This is a genomic window from Pseudomonas umsongensis (assembly GCF_002236105.1).
In the GTDB taxonomy this organism is placed as follows: Bacteria; Pseudomonadota; Gammaproteobacteria; order Pseudomonadales; family Pseudomonadaceae; genus Aquipseudomonas; species Aquipseudomonas umsongensis.
Genome location: NZ_NIWU01000009.1, coordinates 183,221 through 202,986 on the forward strand (window position 1 = coordinate 183,221; position 19,766 = coordinate 202,986).

The following is a 19,766-nucleotide window of genomic DNA, read 5'->3' on the forward strand; positions in this document are numbered from 1 at the left end:
ACCGATGCCCTCAACGCAGGCCAGTCAGCAGAATTTGAACTCCCGAACAGGAGCTCATCCAATGAAAACATTCAAATCGAAAGTCGCTACAGTCGCCTTCGCACTCGCTGGTACCTTCATCGCAAGCGCCAGCCACGCGCAGGATACAACGCCTTCCGTGGTGATCGTACACGGCGCGTTCGCCGACGGCTCCGACTGGGCCAAAGTGGTGCCACTGCTTCAGGCCAAAGGAGTGGCCGTTACGGTCGTGCAAAACCCGCTCACCTCGCTTGCCGACGATGTTGCCGCTACGCGCCGCGCGTTGAGCAACCAGCAGGGCAAGGTAGTTCTTGTCGGGCATTCTTGGGGCGGTACTGTGATTACCGAGGCCGGTAGCGACCAGAAGGTCAGCGCGCTGGTATATGTCGCCGCCTTCGCGCCAGAGGCGGGGCAAACCAGCGGCGAACAAGGTAAAGGCGCGCCCACGCCCCCTGGCATCAGTCAGATCAAGGCAGACGGCAACGGCTTCCTCTACCTGACGCCTGAAGGCATGGCCAAGGATTTCGCCCAGGATCTCCCGGCAGGGCAAACAGCCGTCATGACCGCCACCCAAGGTCCCATCAAGGCATCTGCCTTCGAAGATAAAACGACCGTGTCGTCCTGGAAGGCCAAACCGTCCTGGTATCTGCTCGCCACAGAAGACCGGATGATTCACCCCGACGTCCAGCGCTCTGCCGCCAAGCGTATCGGTGCCACCCTTTCAGAGGTGCACACCAGCCATGTTCCCCAGCAGTCGCAGCCCGCTGAGGTCGCCGCAGTGATTCTCAAGGCAGTGCACAGCGTTGGCGAGCAGTGATCGCTGCATCGATACGGAGCGGGCGCATGAAAAATCTACATGATCAACACTATGACTTCATTGTATGTGGTGCAGGTACGGCGGGCTGCGTGGTCGCTGCCCGTCTTGCCGATCAGAAAAGCGCACGCGTCTTGCTGATTGAGGCTGGCGAAGAGTACACGGGCCCCGAGGTTGCCGAACCGGCGCTATGGCCGATGAATCTCGGTTCAAAGCGCGACTGGGCATTCGAGGGGCAACCCAATCCACACCTCAATGGTCGACGGCTACCCCTGAGCATGGGTAAGGGACTCGGCGGTGGCTCCAGCATCAATGTGATGGTCTGGTCGCGAGGGCACCGCTCCGATTGGGACCATTTCGCTGCCGAGTCCGGCGACCCGGCCTGGGGCTACGACTCGGTACTCAATTACTACCGCCGGATCGAGAACTGGCAAGGCAGCCCTGATGCCACTCGGCGTGGTTCAGGTGGACCGGTGCATGTCGAACAGCCGGCCACACCTCAGCCCCTCGCGTGGGCAACGCTGGAGGCGGCCAGCCGTCTGGGCATCCCCAGATTCGACAGTCCCAATGGGGAAATGATGGAAGGCCCGGGCGGGGTCGCCATTACCGACCTGCGCATTAAGCTGGGCAAGCGCGAATCCGTTTACGACTCCTACATCAGGCCACGGTTGCACTATCCAAACTTGACGGTTCTGACAGGAGCACTGGTGACCCGCGTATTGCTTGCTGGTACACGGGCAATCGGTGTGGAGGTGGTGATCGCAGGGGAACGGCAGTGCTTCCATGCCGCAGCCGAGGTCACCCTGTCCATGGGCGCGGTGCAAACACCCAAAGTGCTCATGCAATCGGCAATCGGCCCGGAAGACGAACTGCGAAACCACGGCATTGCACCGATCAATCACCTCCCCGGCGTGGGCGAGAATCTACAGGACCATCTGGCCTTTGGATGTACGTGGGAGTACATGCAACCCCAGGCAGTCGGTAGCGGCGGGTGCGAAACCACTTTGTACTGGAAAAGCGACAGTCGCCTGGAAGTCCCGGACCTGTTGCAGTGTCAGCTGGCGTTTGCGGTGCCGTCTCCGCCTGAGGTCGCAATTGAGCCGCCACAACATGGCTGGACAATGTTCGCAGGGCTGGCCAGGCCTGCCAGTCGAGGACGCTTGCGCCTGTCGGGCGCCGGGCCGCTGAATGCCCCACTCATTGAGCCGAACTCCCTGAGTGCGCCCGAGGATATGAAAGCGGCGTATGCGTCGATCGAGCTGTGCAGGGCACTCGGTAACAGCGAGGCCTTCAATGGGCTGGTCAAACGCGAAGTTGTGCCCGGGCCGAAAGAACATCGCGCTATGGAGCAGTTCATCCGCAACTCTGCCGTGACTTACTGGCACCAGTGCTGCACCGCTAAAATGGGCCGAGATGCAATGTCAGTGGTCGACCATCAACTGCGTGTGTATGGGATCGATAAGCTGCGCATTGCGGATGCCTCGATCATGCCGCGAATTACCATTGGCAATACGATGGCGCCGTGCGTCGTCATCGGCGAACAAGCAGCAGATCTCATCCTCTCCGCGCACGGAGTAATCGCTGCGGCCACAGTGCCGGACGGTAGTTCGTGAGAATACTGACAAACCCCTGGCTCGCTGGCAGATATTGGCCGATTTCTGCCTGTCGCAAAGGGCAGAAAACGGCCAGAACCGGTCAGTCGCTCAAGCCATTTAAAAACCACTGATTGCTAAAGTAATCAGGATACGAAAATAGCTCACACGGTCGAAGGGACGGATGCTCTTCTGCCCAAGCGGATTAGTTCATTGGAGAAACACAGGCCGACGATGATCAGTGCCGCTCCCGCGTACAGGCTTTCGCGCGGTACTTCATTGAGCGCCACAAACGCCAGCAGCGCGGCGAACAGTGGCTCGGTGAGCTCCAGCGCTTGCACTTGGGATGGCTTGAGATACTCGATGGCCTTGGTGGTGCAGAAGAAGCCCAGGATTGTCGGCAGCGTGGCCAACGCCAGCAGCGCGGCGATTGCCAACGGCGACAGCTCGCCTATCGCGAAACCATCGGCCGCAGCCGGCATCAGCAGGTACAGGCTGCCAAAGAACAACAATTGTCGGGTGAAATGCAGCCCGCCCGACACTCCCATACGCTTCATGGCAACCGAAAAGGCTCCATAGCCGGAGCCGGCCATGCAGGCGAGCGCAGCACCTTGCAGGGTAAAGCCCTGCTGCAGGTCGCCGCCGAAGATCACCGAGATCCCGGCGATAGCCAGTGCGGCGCCAACGGTAGCGTTCGCGGTGATGGCATCCTTGAGGACAATGCGCCCAAGGATGATCGAGGAAATAGAGGCACTGGCCATCAGCACCACCACCACACCTGCCGCAGCGTAGTGTCGATAGGCGGCCGTTTCGAAATGGAACAGCACGAAGATGCCAAGGAATGCGCAGATAGCCGCCTGAGTCCATTTGGTCGACGCCGCCGGGCGCTTGAGGAAAAACAGTAAGATCGAGAGAAGCACGCAACCCAGTACGGTCTTGATGACAGCGACACTGCTAGCGGTGAAACCATTACTCATGAGTACTTTGCTGAGTACACCGATCGTTGCGTTCAGTGCCGCAGCGGAGAGTGCAAATATGACGCCTTTGCTGAAAGTAGATTGCATTGATGACGATCCCTGTCGCTGAATTGTCGTTCGATGGAATGGCGGGGCTAACGACTTTGTCACCCCCAAGGTAGAAGTCAGAGGGCCTGGCCCTTGGTTATGCAATACGAGTTGATGAACGTTGCAGTGTGCTGCAAAGACTGACGTATATCCGGTTTGGCTATTCCATGCCTGTTGGCAAATTGCTCGACCGCCGCTGTATCAAAACGAGTGGTCTGGATAAAGTCCAAGGCTTCGGGTTTTGTATTCAAAAACCGCGCGACGGGAGGAATACTCAGTAGCCACTTCAGCAATCGGAGTGAAATGTAATGCCTGGGAGACTTTAAGCCCAAAGGTTTTGCCACCTGTACCAGGAGTTCTCGCAAGTTGGGAGTTCGGTCATCAAGCGCCAGCAGTTCCTGGCCCACCATGGCAGGATCAAAAGCACAAACCGCCACCAGCTCGACCAGGTAATCCACGGTGACCAGTGGCAGCCAGTGCTCGGCGGTACCGGGTACTGCAGTCAGCTTTCCCTGCACAAGGTTGCGTATCAGCTCTACCAGCGGCTGACCGTCAAGGATATGCCCCGTGCGGCTGTGGCCACAAACCGTCGCGGGGTGGACAACGGTCATCTCCCCGCCCTTGGCGGACATGACCTCCAGGGTCGCAAAATGCGCCTCCAGCTTGCTCCCCTCGTAACCACCGACACGTCGGTAGACGGCAGGCCAATTCGTCAACTGCGGATAACGAGGATCAATTCCGATGCGTTGCAGATGTTGATGATTTTTCAGCATGTAGCCGCCGATCATCACTAACCGGCTTTTTTGTTCAGCCGCCAACAGCGCCACGCGCTTTGCCCCTTCCACATTCACAGCACGAGAATGCGCCACTGAAAGCCCCCATGCGAAGTGGGCGCCCAGGTGGAATATGACACTGGCGTGCCTTAGCACTTCTCGGTCAGCAAGACTCAGCCCGAGGTTGTCCCGTTCCAGATCGCCAGCTACGGCAAATACCCGGGTTGCGCACCCTCCCAAATTGTCGACTTGCTCCCGCAGTGCAGCTAGTCGCTCTGGGCGACGCATCAACACCCGAATGGTGTGACCTTTTGCACTCAGGTTCGCCACCAAGTGTTGACCGATGAAGCCGGTACCCCCCGTGACAAAGCACTCCACGCTCATTTCCCTGCTCCTTGTTCAAGGTGAAAAATCAAGCGTAAACTATCGACCCAACTCTATAGTCAAGCGGTGTTTTCATGAAAATCGGCGAACTCGAAGCCCGCAGCGACGTCAGCCGTCATACGCTGCGATACTACGAGCAAATCGGCCTGATCTCACCGCTGCGGCAAACCAACAAATATCGCGTTTACACAGCGCAAACTCTGCAGGATCTGGACTTTATCCGGCGCGCGCAAAGCATGGGGTTTTCCCTGGGGGAAATAGGCGACATTCTGGATGCGCAGCGCAACAAGCTGATCGATTGTGCTGACGGCGCTAAGCTAATTGAAAAGAAGATGGCGGAAATCAAACAGAAAATCGCCAACCTCCAAAGCATTTATCGGTATCTGGATGAAGAGCGTGCAAACCTCGAAGCCAGTGCCGCCAAGCAACTTGAGCTTCAGCAGTTGAACAACTCTTCCAACTGAACTGTCAGCATCGGAAGGCGCTTCTTCGCAAAAGCGGTCCAATCAACCGCCGATGTTCCGCTCATGGTTTAACGGTCAGCGCAGCGCCCTCGGTCACCCGAACCAGAGCGCTGAAGCCATCCGTATCCAAAGGGCGGCTAAGAAAGTAGCCTTGGCCCTCATCGCATAGCACAGATCTCAACAATGACAGATGTTCCTGGGTCTCGATCCCCTCGGCGGTCACGGTGAGCGAAAGAGCGTGACCCAGGCCTACGATCGCTTCGATAACGGACCTGTCGTCGTCGGTAGCTCCCAATCGAGATAAAAAGCTTCGGTCAATCTTCAGTCCGTCGAACGGGAACGTGCGCAGGTAGCTTAGTGATGAATACCCTGTGCCAAAGTCATCCATGGCGATGCGGATGCCCAGGCGTTTCAGCGTTCGCATGATCTCCAGAGCACCCTGCGGATCTTCCAGCATAACGCTTTCTGTGATCTCAAGCTCCACCCGCCCAGGCTCAATTCCCGACTGGTGCAATGCCCGCTGCACGCGCTCAACCAGACTGCCGCGCTTGAACTCGGTGGGTGAAAGGTTGACAGAAACAAACAGCTGATCAGGCCAGCTGGAGGCGTACCGCAAAGCGGTCTCCAAGACCCAGTTGCTCAAGGCCAGAATCAACCCTGTTTCTTCAGCAATCGGAATGAAAGTATCAGGGGGAATCAAGCCACGTTCCGGGTGCTGCCAGCGCACCAGCGCTTCAGCGCCCACCATTTTGCCGTCCGCAATACGAAAGCGCGGCTGGAAGTGCAAGCGCAGCTCACCGTGCTTGATGGCGAACCGCAGATCGCTCTCCAGGCGGCGGCGTTCGACGATCTTCGAGTTCATGTCGCCAGCATAGAATCGCCAGGTATTGCGACCACCCGACTTAGCCTCATACAGCGCGATATCCGCGTAGCGAAGCAACTCGGTGGCTTCGGTGGCATCAGTGGGTGCCATCGCGATACCGATGCTCGCGCTCACGAACACCTCCTGCTCGCCGACCTGAATCGGACGTTCGATCGATTCGATCAGGCGCTGGCACAACGCTTCTACTTCGTCCTGTCCTTTGAGATCCGTCAAAATCAGCACGAACTCATCGCCGCCGATACGCGCTACCAGATCCCCATGGCGAACGCGGTTGGCAAGACGGCGAGAGATTTCGCTCAACACCGCATCGCCCGCCGCGTGGCCCAGCAGGTCATTGACCGGCTTGAATCGATCAAGGTCGAGGCTGAGCATGACCAACGGCCGCTCGGCTGTGGGCTGCGTCTTGAGTTTGCCATCGAGAAACTCTCTGAGCCGAGTCCTGTTCGGCAGCCCCGTAAGCGAATCATGTTGGGAGAGAAATTCAATGCGTCGACGCGACTCGACTTCTTCAGTGACATCTGTCGCCGTGCCCCGAAATCCCTTGTCAGCCATCGCTCTGGCGGACAGGCGGGTAATGCGGGGCTGGCCCTTGGGGTCGACATAGCGGCACTGGACGCTGATATCCGGGCGACGATTCGGGATGCAAAGCCACTGGGTCACCGTGCCAAGTTCAGTGCACAACAGTTGATCCATGGGTGCGCCCAGCCAGTCATGCCTGGACAGACCCGAGACACATTCAAATCGCTCGGACAAATAGGTAAAGCGCCCCTGCCTGTCAATCTCCCAGATCCAATCGGTACTGGCCTCTGCTACGTCTCGAAAGCGCGCCTCGCTGATGGCCAACGCAGACTGACTGCGCTGCAACGAGTCGTAACTGGCATCGAGCGCCTGAGCACTGGCAGTCGTGCGGCGCAATATCGCCCAGGCCATAAGGCACACCAGCAGCGCAGCAATGCCGATCAAGGGCAAGCCCAGGCCAAGCAGGCGTTCACTCGGTTTTGGCGGCTCCCAGTGCAAGCTCCCGGCAACGCCGTTTTTGCCGAGCGCCAAGACTGAACGCCCCTGAAGTTCGGCGGCCGTAGCGATGCGTAGTTCATCCACCCCGTAGTCTTTGCCCAGTGTTTCCAGCCTGTCGTCTTCGAGGATGTCAACGAAGATCAAAACCGAAGGCGGCTTGTCATCGGGTGTCACCGTCGGATCTGTGCCGGGGGTAATCGCGGCCGCGCCCACCAGCGCGGGTCGACCACCGATATTGATGAAAAGGGTCGTCGGCGTTTCCGCTTCGGCACCCGCCCGGGCTTTAAGCAATATGTCGGGGAGCGCTTGCTTGAGCCAACCGCAAGCATCGTCCGACGTCAGTTGCCCATCGATTACGGCATACGCCGTCTGATCGGTGGCGTTGACGACAAATATGCCTTGGAATCCATAGTCGGTATAAAGCGTGGGCCCGACATTTTGCCGTACGTAGGCCCAATCGGTGTCGACCCTCGCGTGCAGATGCTTATAGGCATCGCCCCAGAATGCGTAATCCTTGACCGTGGCGCTTATGGACTTCTCCAGGCCTTGCACGGCTTTCCTGGTATAGAACGCGCTTTCGATTTCCTCGTTGCGATCCAGGTCGTGCGCCAGGTAGAGAATCAAATAACCGGCGAGGAAAAACACCCCCGTCAGCAAGCCAACGAATTTGAACAGTGAAACACGAATGATGCTCACACTTGAGCGACGGTGCGCTAGGCCAAGGACAGAAGGTGGGTGTTCAGGCATGAGGGGGCATCGCTAGGCATTGAGGCAGAAGGGGTATCACGCTATCGGCCGCATGGTGACAAGTTTGAGGGGACTGAATGGATCACCCTCAAGTAGGTCAGATAGACCTGGATGGCAGCTTCGGGTCGACTTTTGCCGGTACTGATCACAGTCAACCCGTTGCAGGCAGGCGGCCAGCTCAGAATAAATCCGCACTCTTGCTCACGGACGGGAGTTATCCATCTTGAGTCAACGCAGATCCGCTTCCTCATCCACTGTAGGCACCAATTCCTTTCCAGTGTGTTAAGTCGAGGTACCGAACAACCCACCGCCGCAACAGTGACAGCACCGGACAAGGCAATTACAATTTGATTAACATCCAGCGACTTGAGCGATTGAATACCCCATGGAAAGCAAGACTGCGCGCCTCACTGTGCTCATTGATCCCGTCAAGAAAAAAGCTTTCGAGGACCTCTGTGCAGCACAAGACCTGACGTCTTCGCAGGTGGTCCGCCAACTGATTCGTGACTACCTGGACACTCACGGCGCCAGCTATTCGACCAAGAGCAAGCATGCCACCAGCACCAAGTCATAACTACGACGGACAGTAGTCTCTAGAGAGTCGGCGTACCCTCTACATGACTGACAGCTTTAGCCAACGCAGTGTTGAAGTCGGCGTGGTAATGCTCCGGACCAATTTCTTGCAGGATACCCACCCTATCGAGCTTGTTGAGCACCTTCGTGTTCGCTTCGCAGAGCTTCACCACGATATGCCGCTTGTGCAGCTGCTGAATAACCTCCTCCAACACTTGCAAGCCCGTGATATCCATAAACGGTACGCGCTTCAGACGGATAATCAGCAGGTTTGGGTCAGTGTGGGTCTGAGCTATCACACGCTCGAAGGTCTCGGCCGCAGCAAAAAACAATGGCCCTTCAATCGTATAAATCAAAAGCCCTGGCGGTAGGCGAGTATGGCCATTGGTCCTCAGCTCTTCTTCAAGCTCGTGCTCCACGACCTGTTGCACTTCCACCGATGAGGCCATGCGGCGCATGAAGTGCAGCATCGCAAGAATGACGCCGATATTCACGGCGATCACCAAGTCACTGAACACCGTGAGGCTGAAAGTGATGAGCAGGATGGATACGTCTGCGCGTGGGGCTCGTTGGACCATGCGTTTGAAGTGCTTCAACTCGCTCATGTTGTATGCGACCACGAATAGAATGGCAGCCAGGGCGCACAGTGGGATGTTTGAGGCTAGAGGTGCCAGGAACAGAACAATAAGCACCAAGGTGACCGCATGCGTAATGCCGGCCAGCGGGCTCGTACCGCCGTTACGGATATTGGTTGCAGTACGGGCAATGGCCCCGGTAGCTGCAAAGCCGCCAAACAATGGTGTGACCAGGTTGGCGACCCCCTGACCGATCAGCTCCTGATTGGAATCGTGCTTGGTGCCCGCCATGCCATCGGCCACCATCGCGGACAGCAGCGATTCGATTGCTCCAAGCATGGCGATAGTGAACGCCGGACCAATCAAATCGATGACGCGGGACGGCGTGATTTCAGGCAGGCTCAACGCTGGCAAGCCTTGAGGTATACCACCGAATGCACTGCCAATCGTGGCTACCCCCTCGAAATGAAAGGTTGACTGTATTGCTGTAGCGACCGCCATTGCGACCAGCGGCCCAGGCACCCGTTTGAGACCGGGAATTCTGGACGCGGTGATGACCAGGAAAAGGCTAAGTAGCGCCAACAGGGTGGTGACCATGTGAAGATCTGGCAGGGCCTGTAGCAGATGCCAGAGCTTTTCATGGAAATGCTCTCCACTGATCGTCGGTAAACCGAAAAAGTCTTTCCACTGCCCGATCCAGATGATCACACCGATGCCCGCGGTGAATCCGACAATCACCGGGTCGGGGATAAACTTGATGATCGCACCGAGCCGTGCCATCCCCAGCAATAACAAGATGGCCCCCGCCATCATCGTGGCGATTTGCAGTCCGTCAACGCCATGCTTGGCCGTGACCCCCGCCAGAATCACGATGAACGCACCTGTAGGTCCGGCAATCTGCAAGCGGCTTCCCCCAAAGAGTGAAACCAGCAGACCACCGATGATTGCGGTGTAAATGCCTTGCTCAGGTTTGACGCCAGATGCAATGGCAAACGCCATTGCCAGAGGGAGCGCCACGACCCCGACGATCACGCCAGACACCATATTGCGAAGCCAGTGCCCTCGCCCCAACAACCCCGCCTTCCATGCCTCACCTATCGCAATCATGGCTAGCCCCTCAGTGGATGCATGTGCATAATATTAACATACAGTGATAATTCAAATGCCCTAGGTCCACTGCTTCGAGCGGCTGGAGATGTTTATAGTGAAAGCTCAGATGGAGCTGGGCGGGCATGCACTGCAAATAGAGAATTTTGAGAGCGCGCGTAGCGTGGTGACAGACATGAATCGTAAAACTGTGCAAACCAAACATGCCGAAGGCGTGACCTTCGACACCCATGTGATCGCAAACCCGACCAACCCCAAGGAGTGGATAGTGTTCTTCAAGAAGGACGCTGGCAGGAGTTATTTCTTGGTTGATGACAACGAGGAGGTCGAGTCTTTTGGGCATCTGGATGACTTGATCGCAGAGCTTCGAGACCTGGGCCTCAAGACCGCTGAAATCCACTTTTAACCCTTGGATCACGCCTTGGAGACATAATCATGTCAGTGATAGTTGACTGGGCACAGGCAGGTCGAACTAGACCCTGCATGGCTATTTGATACCGCGCTTGGCGGGTGGCATCCAGTCCGTTAGTGCCCAGCATGATCTCCCAAACATCATGACCAGACACAATTGTCGCCAAGCGTAAGCGGGCCGTGGCATGAGCTAAGGCCCGCTCGTACTGGGCGACGAGCGTAAGGCACCGTGCACACTGGCTAGACGGCGCGCTTTTTTCACTAGAGCTCGAATGTCGTAGCTGACCACTCGTTCGCCGTACTGTCACCTTGATATCTCACACCAGGACGAGCGGGCCATTACTGCCCCTTCAGCCACACCGTCGGACCGACTAGGTGGCAGGGGAATCGCCCCTGCTTTCCTTAAAGCATCCGAGCGGCTGTTTAGACGTCTACCGGCCCTCGTGACAGGCAGAAAACGCCCGATATTGTTGAAAACGTCGGTCCTTCCAGACTGTCCGCATACTTACCGTTGAAAATGCCTTTTTTGCGCGCCGCCACGCTAAATCTGAGCCACGGAATCTTCTGCTCAAAGTAAAGACTTCAATCTCAAGTGCGTATTTTTTTGCTGTAAAAACCATGGCTGACTTTTTCAACAGAATCGGCCAAAAACGGCCTGTCAGATGTGCCTATGAAACCAGGACCGATTCAGAAGTCGCTCTGCTGGCGATTCAACATTATGATCGAATGGCCAGCGAGACTTGTACGATCGTGGCAGGCCGGGAGTCAGAGCGGTTTGCCTAAGCCTTGAGAGCGCTTGCAAGGCCGCTCTTCACCCTCGCGTTAATATTGAAGAATGTTTATGCGAATTATGCGATTAGCGGCGACCCTGCAGTAGACCATATCGATCGAGGGAGCGACCAATGAATGGTAATGGGATAATGGAAAATAAAATTGGCAAAGGACAGTCTTTTGCCAAACGAATCTACCTGCCACGCCTTATTGGCCTGGCGATTGGCATGCTCAGCGTACTGGCCGCCATTGCGCCGCTGGATCTGCCGGGATGGATATGGATACTGTTGCTTTTCAACGGCTTGGTTTGGCCGCATCTGGCCTATCAATTGGCCATCCGTGCGAGTGAGCCGTATCAGGCGGAGCGGCGCAACTTACTCTACGACTCAGTGATGGGCGGGTTCTGGACCGCGACCATGCAGTTCAATCCCTTGCCTGCCGTTACCATCCTTTCGATGATGACGATGAACAACGTCGCTGCAGGCGGCCAGCGTTTGTTCGTGCATGGCGCGCTAGCCCAGGTTGTCGGAATTCTGCTTGCGATAACACTGTTCGGTCCGCAGGTGCAGCTTAATGTAACCGCCCTACAGATTTACGCCTGCTTGCCGATGCTGACGCTCTACCCGTTAGCGCTGGGCTGGGTCTGTTATCGCCTGGCCATAAGCTCGCCGACCACAAGCGCCGTCTTAGCGCCCTGAGCTGTACCGATAGTCTCACCGGCCTGTTCAATCATGGGGCGTGGAAGGATTTGCTTAACGTGCAGTTTTTCACCTGCCGGCAGGAGAGCTTCGAAACGGTGATCGCGATCATTGATGTCGATCACTTCAAACAAATCAACGACACTTACGGCCATCTCGTTGGCGACAGCGTGCTACGCCAGCTGAGCGCCGAACTTAAGAAAATCCTTCGCCAAGGTGACCTAGCCGGTCGCTGTGGTGGAGACGAGTTCTGTGTGATCCTGCCCAACAGCCCACTGAGCCAGGCCGGCGAAATTATGGAGCGATTGCGAAGGGCAATGGGCAACTACCGCAATGAGCAACTGCCTGAGCTGCGAGTCAGTCTGAGTATCGGCTTGGCATCGTGCAGCAGTGCAATGACCGACGCCGCAGACTGGCTCAACGAAGCCGACAAGGCGCTGTATGCGGCCAAGAACAGTGGGCGCGATAAGGTCCATTTCACCTCAGGCGACATCGTCAACGCACCTTGAATCACAGTGGATTCGCTAGCCCCGTTGTAAACCAATTTTTACAGCAACTAGATGGTTTCATCGTGGGCTATGCCCAGGGTGCAACCCAGATCATTTTTCGCAGGGGTAGCCAGCATGGAAGGCGAGCATCGTTAAAAAGCTACTGTCGATGGCGCGTGTGCCTGGATACGACTTCAGTAAGTCAACCACATTTCGTACTCGTTGGCCTATCTTGATATCCCACACTGGGAAGCAAAGTCACATGTGGTCCTGACGAGATACGCTTAAGCTTTTCATCTGAATGATAACGGGGTCTTTAAGTGACAAGCCGCGTGACTAAGCAACCAGCCGTTCTTCTGTCATCGAGATAATCGTGTCCAGCCCACGTCAAACGATAAAAAATATTGTCCGGAGTATCGTAGTGTTCTGAGTATTTCTTCACGAATCCAGCATCTTCGAGGATCTCCATCTGATATTCCAAACTTCTTTGGAAATCTCCAAGATGCTCACTATCATCAGAGATGCCATAATCGTGTTCAAGCTGATGCGTAATTTCCGAATATGAAGACCCAACGGATATCAGGCTGGATTCAATGCACGACAAAACTCCAAAAATCAGCGTGTTGTCTCGTTTCACATTGCACCTCACAGAAATTAACTACTTTGGTTCGGTTCTATTCTTATCGAATTGCTTATAGAAACAAAAAATCCGGCTTGGCTCCTGAGTCTTAAGACCTGCGACGACCAACCCACTGTTGAAAAAAAATCGCCCCTGCGAACGGGATTTCTCCCGCTCGCTGGCGATCTGTCAGCTGGAGGTATCGACTGCACGCTTTTCGATTGCCGGGGGTGTCCAGAGGCCCTTCGTAATTGCATCATCCGGCCAATAAGCTCGCAGGAAGAGGGAGAAGTCCGCCCCTTTCGGTGCCGGTAGCCAATTACTTTCCTTGTCCGCGCCTGGCGACTCGGCCTGTACATAGAATGTCAGCGAGCCGTCAGCATTGGTCTTCAGATCCTGGTTTTTCGTGCCGAGCGAGTAACGGTTGAGCGGGTTGGGCACAAAAAAGTGCGCAGAGTCATACGCAGTGAGCGACCAGAAGCCCTTCACTGGCGGCAATTGTCCCTTCGCGAAGGTGACCGTGTAAGCAGTCGCACCATTGAGACGCATGCCGGCTGCATCGAGGTCTTGATAGAAGTACCGTGTCTCGTTGGGTGCATTCACCAGGATGTTCGACTTCGCCACGGCGGTGCGTGTGAAATAGTCGGTGCCAAAGTGTGCCCCATTGGTGATGGTGGACCAGTGATGGGGTAGCTCAATGCCCCAGTTGCGGAACTGTAGCAATGGGTCGATCAGTTCCCGATCGGCTTTTTCCGCCTCGTCGATCATCGCCTGCTTCAATTCCGGATTTTTCTGCGCAGCGGCGATCACGGCCAATACTTGCGCATAACGCGCCGCCTCTCCAGCCACCGCCGGTGCCAGGTCCAATACGGCCGGCAACTGATCGAAAAAGACGTCGGGACGCACCCAGCGGGTTTCGCCCCTGGCGTCATCGCGCTTCGGGAAGACCGGCAGCTTTCGCCAGTCCTGGCGTTTCATAGTGCCGTCGTATTCGGCGACTGGATAGACGTTGATGCCTTGGATGACCTCTTGCACCGCTTGCCTGTCCTGCGGCGTGTCATCTTGAAAAACGCGTGGGCCGACGAAGGCGGCATTGGATTGAGTCCGGATCACTCGGGTAATGCCCTTGGGCACCGTACCCTGCCAGTTCGGCCCCACGACCAGATAAAAACCGGGTTTGGTTCCGTACATTACGCCCAGGCCATTGATGCTTTCAGTGCGTAGATCGGAGAGTTGAATGACCCAGAATCGTTTGCCGAAGTCAGGTATCTGGATGACCACCGGGCTGTCATTGAGCGCCAGGTAACCAGCGCCGTAAACGACGTCCTGGTTGGGACAGGCGATGGAGCGCTGATCCGGCTTGATGTAATCGCTGAGCATGGTCAGGCGATTGTGGGGTGCGATTGGCAGCGTGCCGCCAATGAGCCCTTGCTCGGGAGCTTTGGCGTAAGCCAGGCGCCGATTGTACATGTTGACCATCGGCCAGGCCCAGAACCAGGCATCACGCGCCACCAGGCGAGCGTATGCTTCGGTAATACGGGTATTTTCGGCTGGTCCTGAAGGCAGTACCAGCGCTTGCGAGGGCACGGCTTCTGCCTGGGCGAGCACAAGGGGTGCGGCGGTGCCGAGCAGCGCAGCCATTGCGATCGGCAGTATCTGTCCCAGTGCCCTGGAGGTTCCTGACATCTCTCTCTCCTTCGATTATCCAAGCGATCATCGATCGTCTTGTTGCGAATCAGGCTGCGCAATGCACCGACCTCACTCGATTACAACCGCTCAACGAAACGCAAGCCGGGTCGGTCTGTTGCATCACGGGTGCCTTTACCCGCTGTCGATGAGCAAACACTGTGCTCCCTGCTCCCTGGTTTCTCCCCCCCCAATTGGAGAGGGTCGTCGATTTCGAAGCAAAGGAAACCCGCTGCGGCCTCGGCTCTTTCGAAGTCATCCGACAAGAAAGACAAGGCAGGCAAGCCGGCGAAAAAGAAACAGTGACATCCGCTATCCGCCAGGGCGTTACGCCCTAGCTTGCTCGGCCCCTGCTGCGTTCAACAGCAATCAGCAAGAACAGGGCTGTCGCGGCCAACAATGCCCCCGCGAGGAACGTATTGACTGAGCCCATGCCTTGCCATATCGCACCCGCCAGAACGCTGGCGATCAGCATGCATACACCACTGACCAGATTGAAAATACCGAAGGCGGTTCCCTTCAGGTCCATGGGCGCGGTATCCGCTACCAGCGTGGCAAGAATGCCCTGGCTGAATCCCATATGAAGCCCCCACAACGCGACACCCAGCATCATCGTGATGATCGAACCGGATCCAGCGAGCACCAGATCCGCCAGGATGAGTAATCCCATGCCCATGCACAGCAGCTTCGTACGGCTGATGCGATCAGACAGCCAGCCGGCGGGATAAGCGGACAACGCATAAAAAATGGCCATGACTACCATCACCAGCGGAACCCAGGCGACCGACAGGCCTGTCTGCTGCGCCCGTAAAACCAGGAACGCCTCGCTGAAACGGGCAAGTGTAAAGACGCCGCCAATAACGACGACCCACCAATAGCCACGGGAGAAGCCGGGAAGGACTCGCCAATGAATGGGAGATCGGAACGTTCGCTCCCTGGAGACAGGCGTGGGCTCCTTGACCCCCACGACGATGAGCGCCACCGCCACTATTGCCGGGATCACTGCAAACCACAGCACAAGCTGGATATCGGCAAGCCATATCATCAGCACGATGGCCATGGCAGGGCCAAGAACAGCGCCTACGGTGTCCATCGACTGGCGCAGCCCAAAACAGGCACCACGGATTGACGGCGGCGACACATCTGCAACCAGGGCATCTCGCGGTGCACCCCGGATGCCTTTGCCGATTCGATCCAGAAAGCGTGCGGTGAAGACCACTTCCACCGAGTGTGCCAGGGGAAAAAGGGGCTTGCTCAGAGCCGCTACGCCATACCCAAGCAGTAACAATCCTTTGCGCCGCCCCATGAAGTCGCTGATCGCCCCGGAGAACACCTTGATGAGCATCGCGGTCGACTCGGCAACCCCCTCGATTACCCCGACGGTCAATGCACTGGCCCCCAATGTAGTGACCATGAACACGGGCAGCAGACTGTGTACCATCTCGGACGAAAGATCCATGAACAGGCTGACAAAGCCTAACGCCCAGATCGTGCGGGGAATGCCAGAACGCTCAGCGCCGGTGCGCGGACTTTCGCTACTCATTTTTTCATCCTGTACTCATGGGTACGAAGGAAAGACTGAGAACGACAGTGTGCCACCGTTAGCCATGACCACCGAACCGACGATTACGCTAGCGCAATCCCCAGGGCGTCGCCGACTCCTTCGGCGACAGTGCTCCTTCAAGGCCCGGCAGGCAGGTGACCAGCAGCAATAACAGCTGCATGCCCGGGGCGCGGGAGCGCGGCGTATCCCGTGTAAGGCCGGGCTCCCTCGCGGTTCATGGCTTGGCCACCGCTTGCGGGCCGTTGCCGTCGCCAGTGCGGAAGGTTGGCAGCGCGGCGGAGTTCACGTAGCGCACACCGTCCCAACTGGGCAGCGGTGTCGGCATCAGCTGGAATTGCCCGGGTTTCTCAACGTCCCAGCGCAAAAGCATGGAGTTGTCCTCGTGCTGGGTGTTGTGACAGTGCTCCATGTAGGTCCCGGCGAACTCGCGAAAGCTGATCGCTATTTCTACGTTGTCCAGGCCGTCCTTTTCCGGGCCGATACGGTACACGTCCTTGCGTGCCCATTTTTCCCATTCCGGTGGCGCCTTGCCGCCGCGATTGAGGATGATCCCCTCCTCGAAGTGCACATGCACCGGGTGGCTCCAGCCTTCGCCGCCGAGCTTGATGTTCCAGACTTCCAGGGTGCCGAAACCGGTCGCACCGGCATCGGTGGGGCCACTGGCCAACTGCGCCGAGGCGCTCAAGCGCCGTGGGTCCATCTGGAAGCCGAAGCCGCCATCGGTCTTGACCGTCCAGGGTGCTTCATCGGTGCCGTCGGAACGGCCGAAGGTGAAGGTGCGGTGACGGGCCTTGGCCAGCAGCGCCTTATCGGCAAGATTGTCGCGGTGAATCTTCAGCGGGATCATCACCAGGCCTTCAGCCTTACCGGGTTTAGCCGGTTCATAAGCGGCCGGGTCCATGGCCAGGTCCTGCCCGGTGTAGGCCTTGACGTTAAGTTGCAGCACCTTGCCCACCGCCGGATCACCCTCCTCCCACTTCGGCCCCTTGCTGGTTTGCTTGAGGATCGCCCGGTATTTCTCGGACAACACGTCAGCCAGGGAGGCGGGTTCTTCCGGGCCCTTGCCGTCTTCATGCACCTGCAGGTTGACGAAGAACAGCTTGTCGCCCGGTTTGATCCCGTTTTTCGCGAAGTTGACGATGATGTCGAAACGTTCGGCGATGCCCAGGGTGGGCAGGATCGCGTTGTGGTTCTGTTTGTCGCCGTCGGCGTCGAGGTCCATGCTGCCGTCGAACGGCACGCTGTGTTCCATGATGTTGCCGTCGTTGGCAATCATGTGGAACGGCACGCGGGCATAGGACACTCCTGACCCGACGGGCCCTGGGAACTCACCTGTGGTGCCCTTGATTTCACGCACCAGCGCCAGCTTGAAGTAACGCGACACCGAGCCATTGAGCATGCGCAAGCGATAGCTGCGGGCGCGCACGTCCAGGGTCGGTTTCCACCTCCAGTTGACCAGCACCTGGTCACCGAGGAAGCCGGCAGTGTTGAAGGGGTTGAACCACAGTTGACCGTTCTTGTCCCACGCCTTGTCGGCAAACAGCAGGTTGACGTCGTAGTCGCGATTTCCCCAAGGCAAGGCGCTGCCACTGGGCAAACGCAGGTTGACGCCGTCGTTCACCGACTCGTTGCCGCGGTCCAGGGCGCTGTAGTAGTTCATCATCGCCGCGTTGCCCTTGTAGACGTTCTGCGCGGTGAAATCGAGCATGTGGTCGTGGAACCAGTGGGTGCTCATGGTTTCGCGCCAGTCGCCGCGGATCTTGATCGTGCCGTTCTCGCACGTCTTGCGGCCTGGACTCATGTCATTGGTCCACAGGGTCTCGCCCGGCGAGCACGGAAACGCTGCACGCAGATCCTCGGCCTTGGTGTTGATGCTGTCGTAGCCGGCCAACTGGATCGGCCAGCGATAGTCGTAAAACTGCCCGGGGAAGAAAAACGCGTTGGCATAACCGTCGCTTTCCGCTGGCACGTGGCCGTTGTGTTCGTGGGTACTGATGGTGTGCAGGCCAAAACCCATGTTGGCCGACGGGTCGATTGGCAAGCCGTTGTAATGGCGCATCAACACGGGCTGCCCGTAGCGCACCATCAGCAATTTGGGCGGCAAGGTGCCGTCGAAGGTCCACAGCGAGTTGTGTTTCTGCACTGGCATTTTCGGGTGAAACCGCGGTTCAGCGCCTTTGGAGGTACCCGCGGTCGCCGGCACGCCAGCCACATTGTAATAGAGGCCACCGGGGCCAAACTCGCCCATGGCATAGCGGTGCATCTGCCGACTATCACGCAAACCGGTATTCAACCGTGCACCGGTTTGCACTGTCTTGTAGGCAACCTGCGGGTAGAACTCGTTCCAGCGCTGGTGCGACCAGCCTTTTCCTGGCGGACGGCCTTCAGCCGACGAGCCGATACGGCGGTTGAGGAAAAACTCAATCTGCTTCTGCCAAGGGTTGCGGTCGACCACGTTCGAATACTGGCTGGGGTATGGAGTCAAGCCCGGTTGACGCAAGAACGCATCGAGCGCTGCACTCGGCGGAGCGCTGCGTGCCACGCTGGTGGGATCCTGTTGCGGCAGCGGGCCGATGGCGGCGGGTGGAAAAGGCAACAGTGCAGCCGGGGTAGTAGGGTCGAGTTTTTCCAGGCCGAACTCTTCAAACAGCAACAGTTGCTGGGTGAACGGCAGCGCACCGTACAGTGGGCTGGGCTTGCCGTTGGTGGGGTAGTTGAAACTGGTCTGCAGCGTTGGCGGCAGGATGTTTTCCACTCGCGTGGTGTCTTTGCTGCCTTTGACGCCACCGGGCAGATCGAAGGAATCCATGTTGGCATCAGGCATGGTCAAAATGGCGTTCAACGCCGCCGCTTTGTCAGCTGCTTCATCGTGATAGGCAGAGGGATCCGTTGGCTCCGGCTGTCGCTCATCGTCGATGGGGCTGGCGCGCAAGTTCCCTGTGCTGAGTGTCATCGACAAAGCGATGCTTAATGGCGTCAACAGGCCAGACCATTTGAAGGGATAACGCGCTTTTGTGTCCATCACCAGCCGCCTCGAATGTGTGAAGGGGGTAGTGGGGACAGTGCAAGGAGTCGGCCAAACGCAACGGCCTTATAAAAACATTAAAACGCTATAAAACAATAACTTACAAACACTAATATGCAACCATCGAAAAAACGACTGGGGATTGACACCCATTCCCGGGGAAAGTTCACACCCAATTCAGGGGGTACCTTTACAACCTCACTCCAGCGGCGATTTACAGTACCCACATTCGGAGCAATTCCACATAAATGGGCAGTATTACCCACACCCGCCATCAACTTTTCAGCTGGAGAAATTGTCCACGCAATCAGGCCGCTTTCGCGCCGGGGTACAGCGGGTTGCCGGAGCTTTGGCATAGAGAATGCTCTGGGTAAACTAACGGCTCCAGGGGCACTCGCAGACGTGCAATCGATGCCTGGATAACACACCTGCGCCGCAGATCAGCCGCCAGCCTGCGAGGGGTCACTACCATGCGGAACGATTCCATAATCCT

At 57.2% G+C, this 19,766-nt stretch carries 13 protein-coding genes and 1 pseudogene; 6 read left to right on the forward strand and 8 right to left on the reverse strand.

The features are described 5' to 3' along the window. Nucleotides 1–61: 61 nt before the first annotated feature. Together PSUM_RS29225 and PSUM_RS29230 are read left to right on the forward strand one after the other, a co-directional pair. On the forward strand, nt 62–835 hold the full coding sequence (locus PSUM_RS29225; RefSeq protein ID WP_033038968.1) for an alpha/beta fold hydrolase: 774 nt from the start codon (nt 62–64) through the stop codon (nt 833–835). 26 nt (nt 836–861) lie between these two features. Next, nucleotides 862–2,445, forward strand: a complete 1,584-nt coding sequence (locus PSUM_RS29230; RefSeq protein WP_083348634.1) for a GMC family oxidoreductase — start codon at nt 862–864, stop codon at nt 2,443–2,445. A 143-nt stretch (nt 2,446–2,588) separates the two neighbouring features. On the opposite strand, the gene PSUM_RS29235 is transcribed toward PSUM_RS29230, so the two are convergent. Beyond that, nucleotides 2,589–3,488, reverse strand: coding sequence for a DMT family transporter (locus PSUM_RS29235; protein WP_033038960.1), 900 nt, complete (start codon nt 3,486–3,488; stop codon nt 2,589–2,591). A gap of 77 nt (nt 3,489–3,565) precedes the next feature. Next, a complete protein-coding gene (locus PSUM_RS29240) occupies nt 3,566–4,645 on the reverse strand; it encodes an SDR family oxidoreductase (RefSeq protein WP_083348633.1) in 1,080 nt (359 codons plus the stop codon). A gap of 74 nt (nt 4,646–4,719) precedes the next feature. Here PSUM_RS29240 and PSUM_RS29245 point away from each other — a divergent pair, with 74 nt between their 5' ends. After that, nucleotides 4,720–5,109, forward strand: coding sequence for a MerR family transcriptional regulator (locus PSUM_RS29245; RefSeq protein WP_083348632.1), 390 nt, complete (start codon nt 4,720–4,722; stop codon nt 5,107–5,109). Between the two features lie 61 nt (nt 5,110–5,170). Here PSUM_RS29245 and PSUM_RS29250 read toward each other — a convergent pair whose 3' ends face one another. Then, on the reverse strand, nt 5,171–7,756 hold the full coding sequence (locus tag PSUM_RS29250) for a bifunctional diguanylate cyclase/phosphodiesterase (RefSeq protein WP_083348631.1): 2,586 nt from the start codon (nt 7,754–7,756) through the stop codon (nt 5,171–5,173). A gap of 385 nt (nt 7,757–8,141) precedes the next feature. Here PSUM_RS29250 and PSUM_RS29255 point away from each other — a divergent pair, with 385 nt between their 5' ends. Continuing rightward, nucleotides 8,142–8,330, forward strand: coding sequence for a ribbon-helix-helix protein, CopG family (locus tag PSUM_RS29255; protein ID WP_020800162.1), 189 nt, complete (start codon nt 8,142–8,144; stop codon nt 8,328–8,330). A gap of 19 nt (nt 8,331–8,349) precedes the next feature. Here PSUM_RS29255 and PSUM_RS29260 read toward each other — a convergent pair whose 3' ends face one another. Then, nucleotides 8,350–10,011: a SulP family inorganic anion transporter gene (locus PSUM_RS29260; RefSeq protein ID WP_033039291.1), complete on the reverse strand. Its 1,662-nt coding sequence runs from the start codon at nt 10,009–10,011 to the stop codon at nt 8,350–8,352. A 175-nt stretch (nt 10,012–10,186) separates the two neighbouring features. On the opposite strand from PSUM_RS29260, the gene PSUM_RS29265 reads away from it, so the two are divergent. Further along, nucleotides 10,187–10,417 (forward strand): hypothetical protein, encoded by a 231-nt coding sequence (locus tag PSUM_RS29265; RefSeq protein ID WP_033039294.1) that lies wholly within the window; start codon nt 10,187–10,189, stop codon nt 10,415–10,417. Nucleotides 10,418–11,342: 925 nt separating this feature from the next. Further along, nucleotides 11,343–12,400: pseudogene (locus tag PSUM_RS29270) on the forward strand (diguanylate cyclase). 295 nt (nt 12,401–12,695) lie between these two features. Here the strand turns inward: PSUM_RS29270 and PSUM_RS31640 are convergent. From PSUM_RS31640 to PSUM_RS29285, 4 genes are all read right to left on the reverse strand, one after another. Next, complete coding sequence (locus tag PSUM_RS31640; protein ID WP_141195528.1) at nt 12,696–13,016, reverse strand: DUF2513 domain-containing protein; 321 nt, start codon at nt 13,014–13,016, stop codon at nt 12,696–12,698. 171 nt (nt 13,017–13,187) lie between these two features. Beyond that, entirely contained in the window at nt 13,188–14,639 is a 1,452-nt protein-coding gene (locus tag PSUM_RS29275; RefSeq protein WP_231989903.1) for a DUF1254 domain-containing protein, read from the reverse strand. Nucleotides 14,640–15,018: 379 nt separating this feature from the next. After that, nucleotides 15,019–16,227 (reverse strand): MFS transporter, encoded by a 1,209-nt coding sequence (locus tag PSUM_RS29280; RefSeq protein WP_083348629.1) that lies wholly within the window; start codon nt 16,225–16,227, stop codon nt 15,019–15,021. A 235-nt stretch (nt 16,228–16,462) separates the two neighbouring features. Then, a complete protein-coding gene (locus PSUM_RS29285) occupies nt 16,463–19,270 on the reverse strand; it encodes a multicopper oxidase domain-containing protein (RefSeq protein ID WP_083348628.1) in 2,808 nt (935 codons plus the stop codon). Nucleotides 19,271–19,766: the final 496 nt, after the last annotated feature.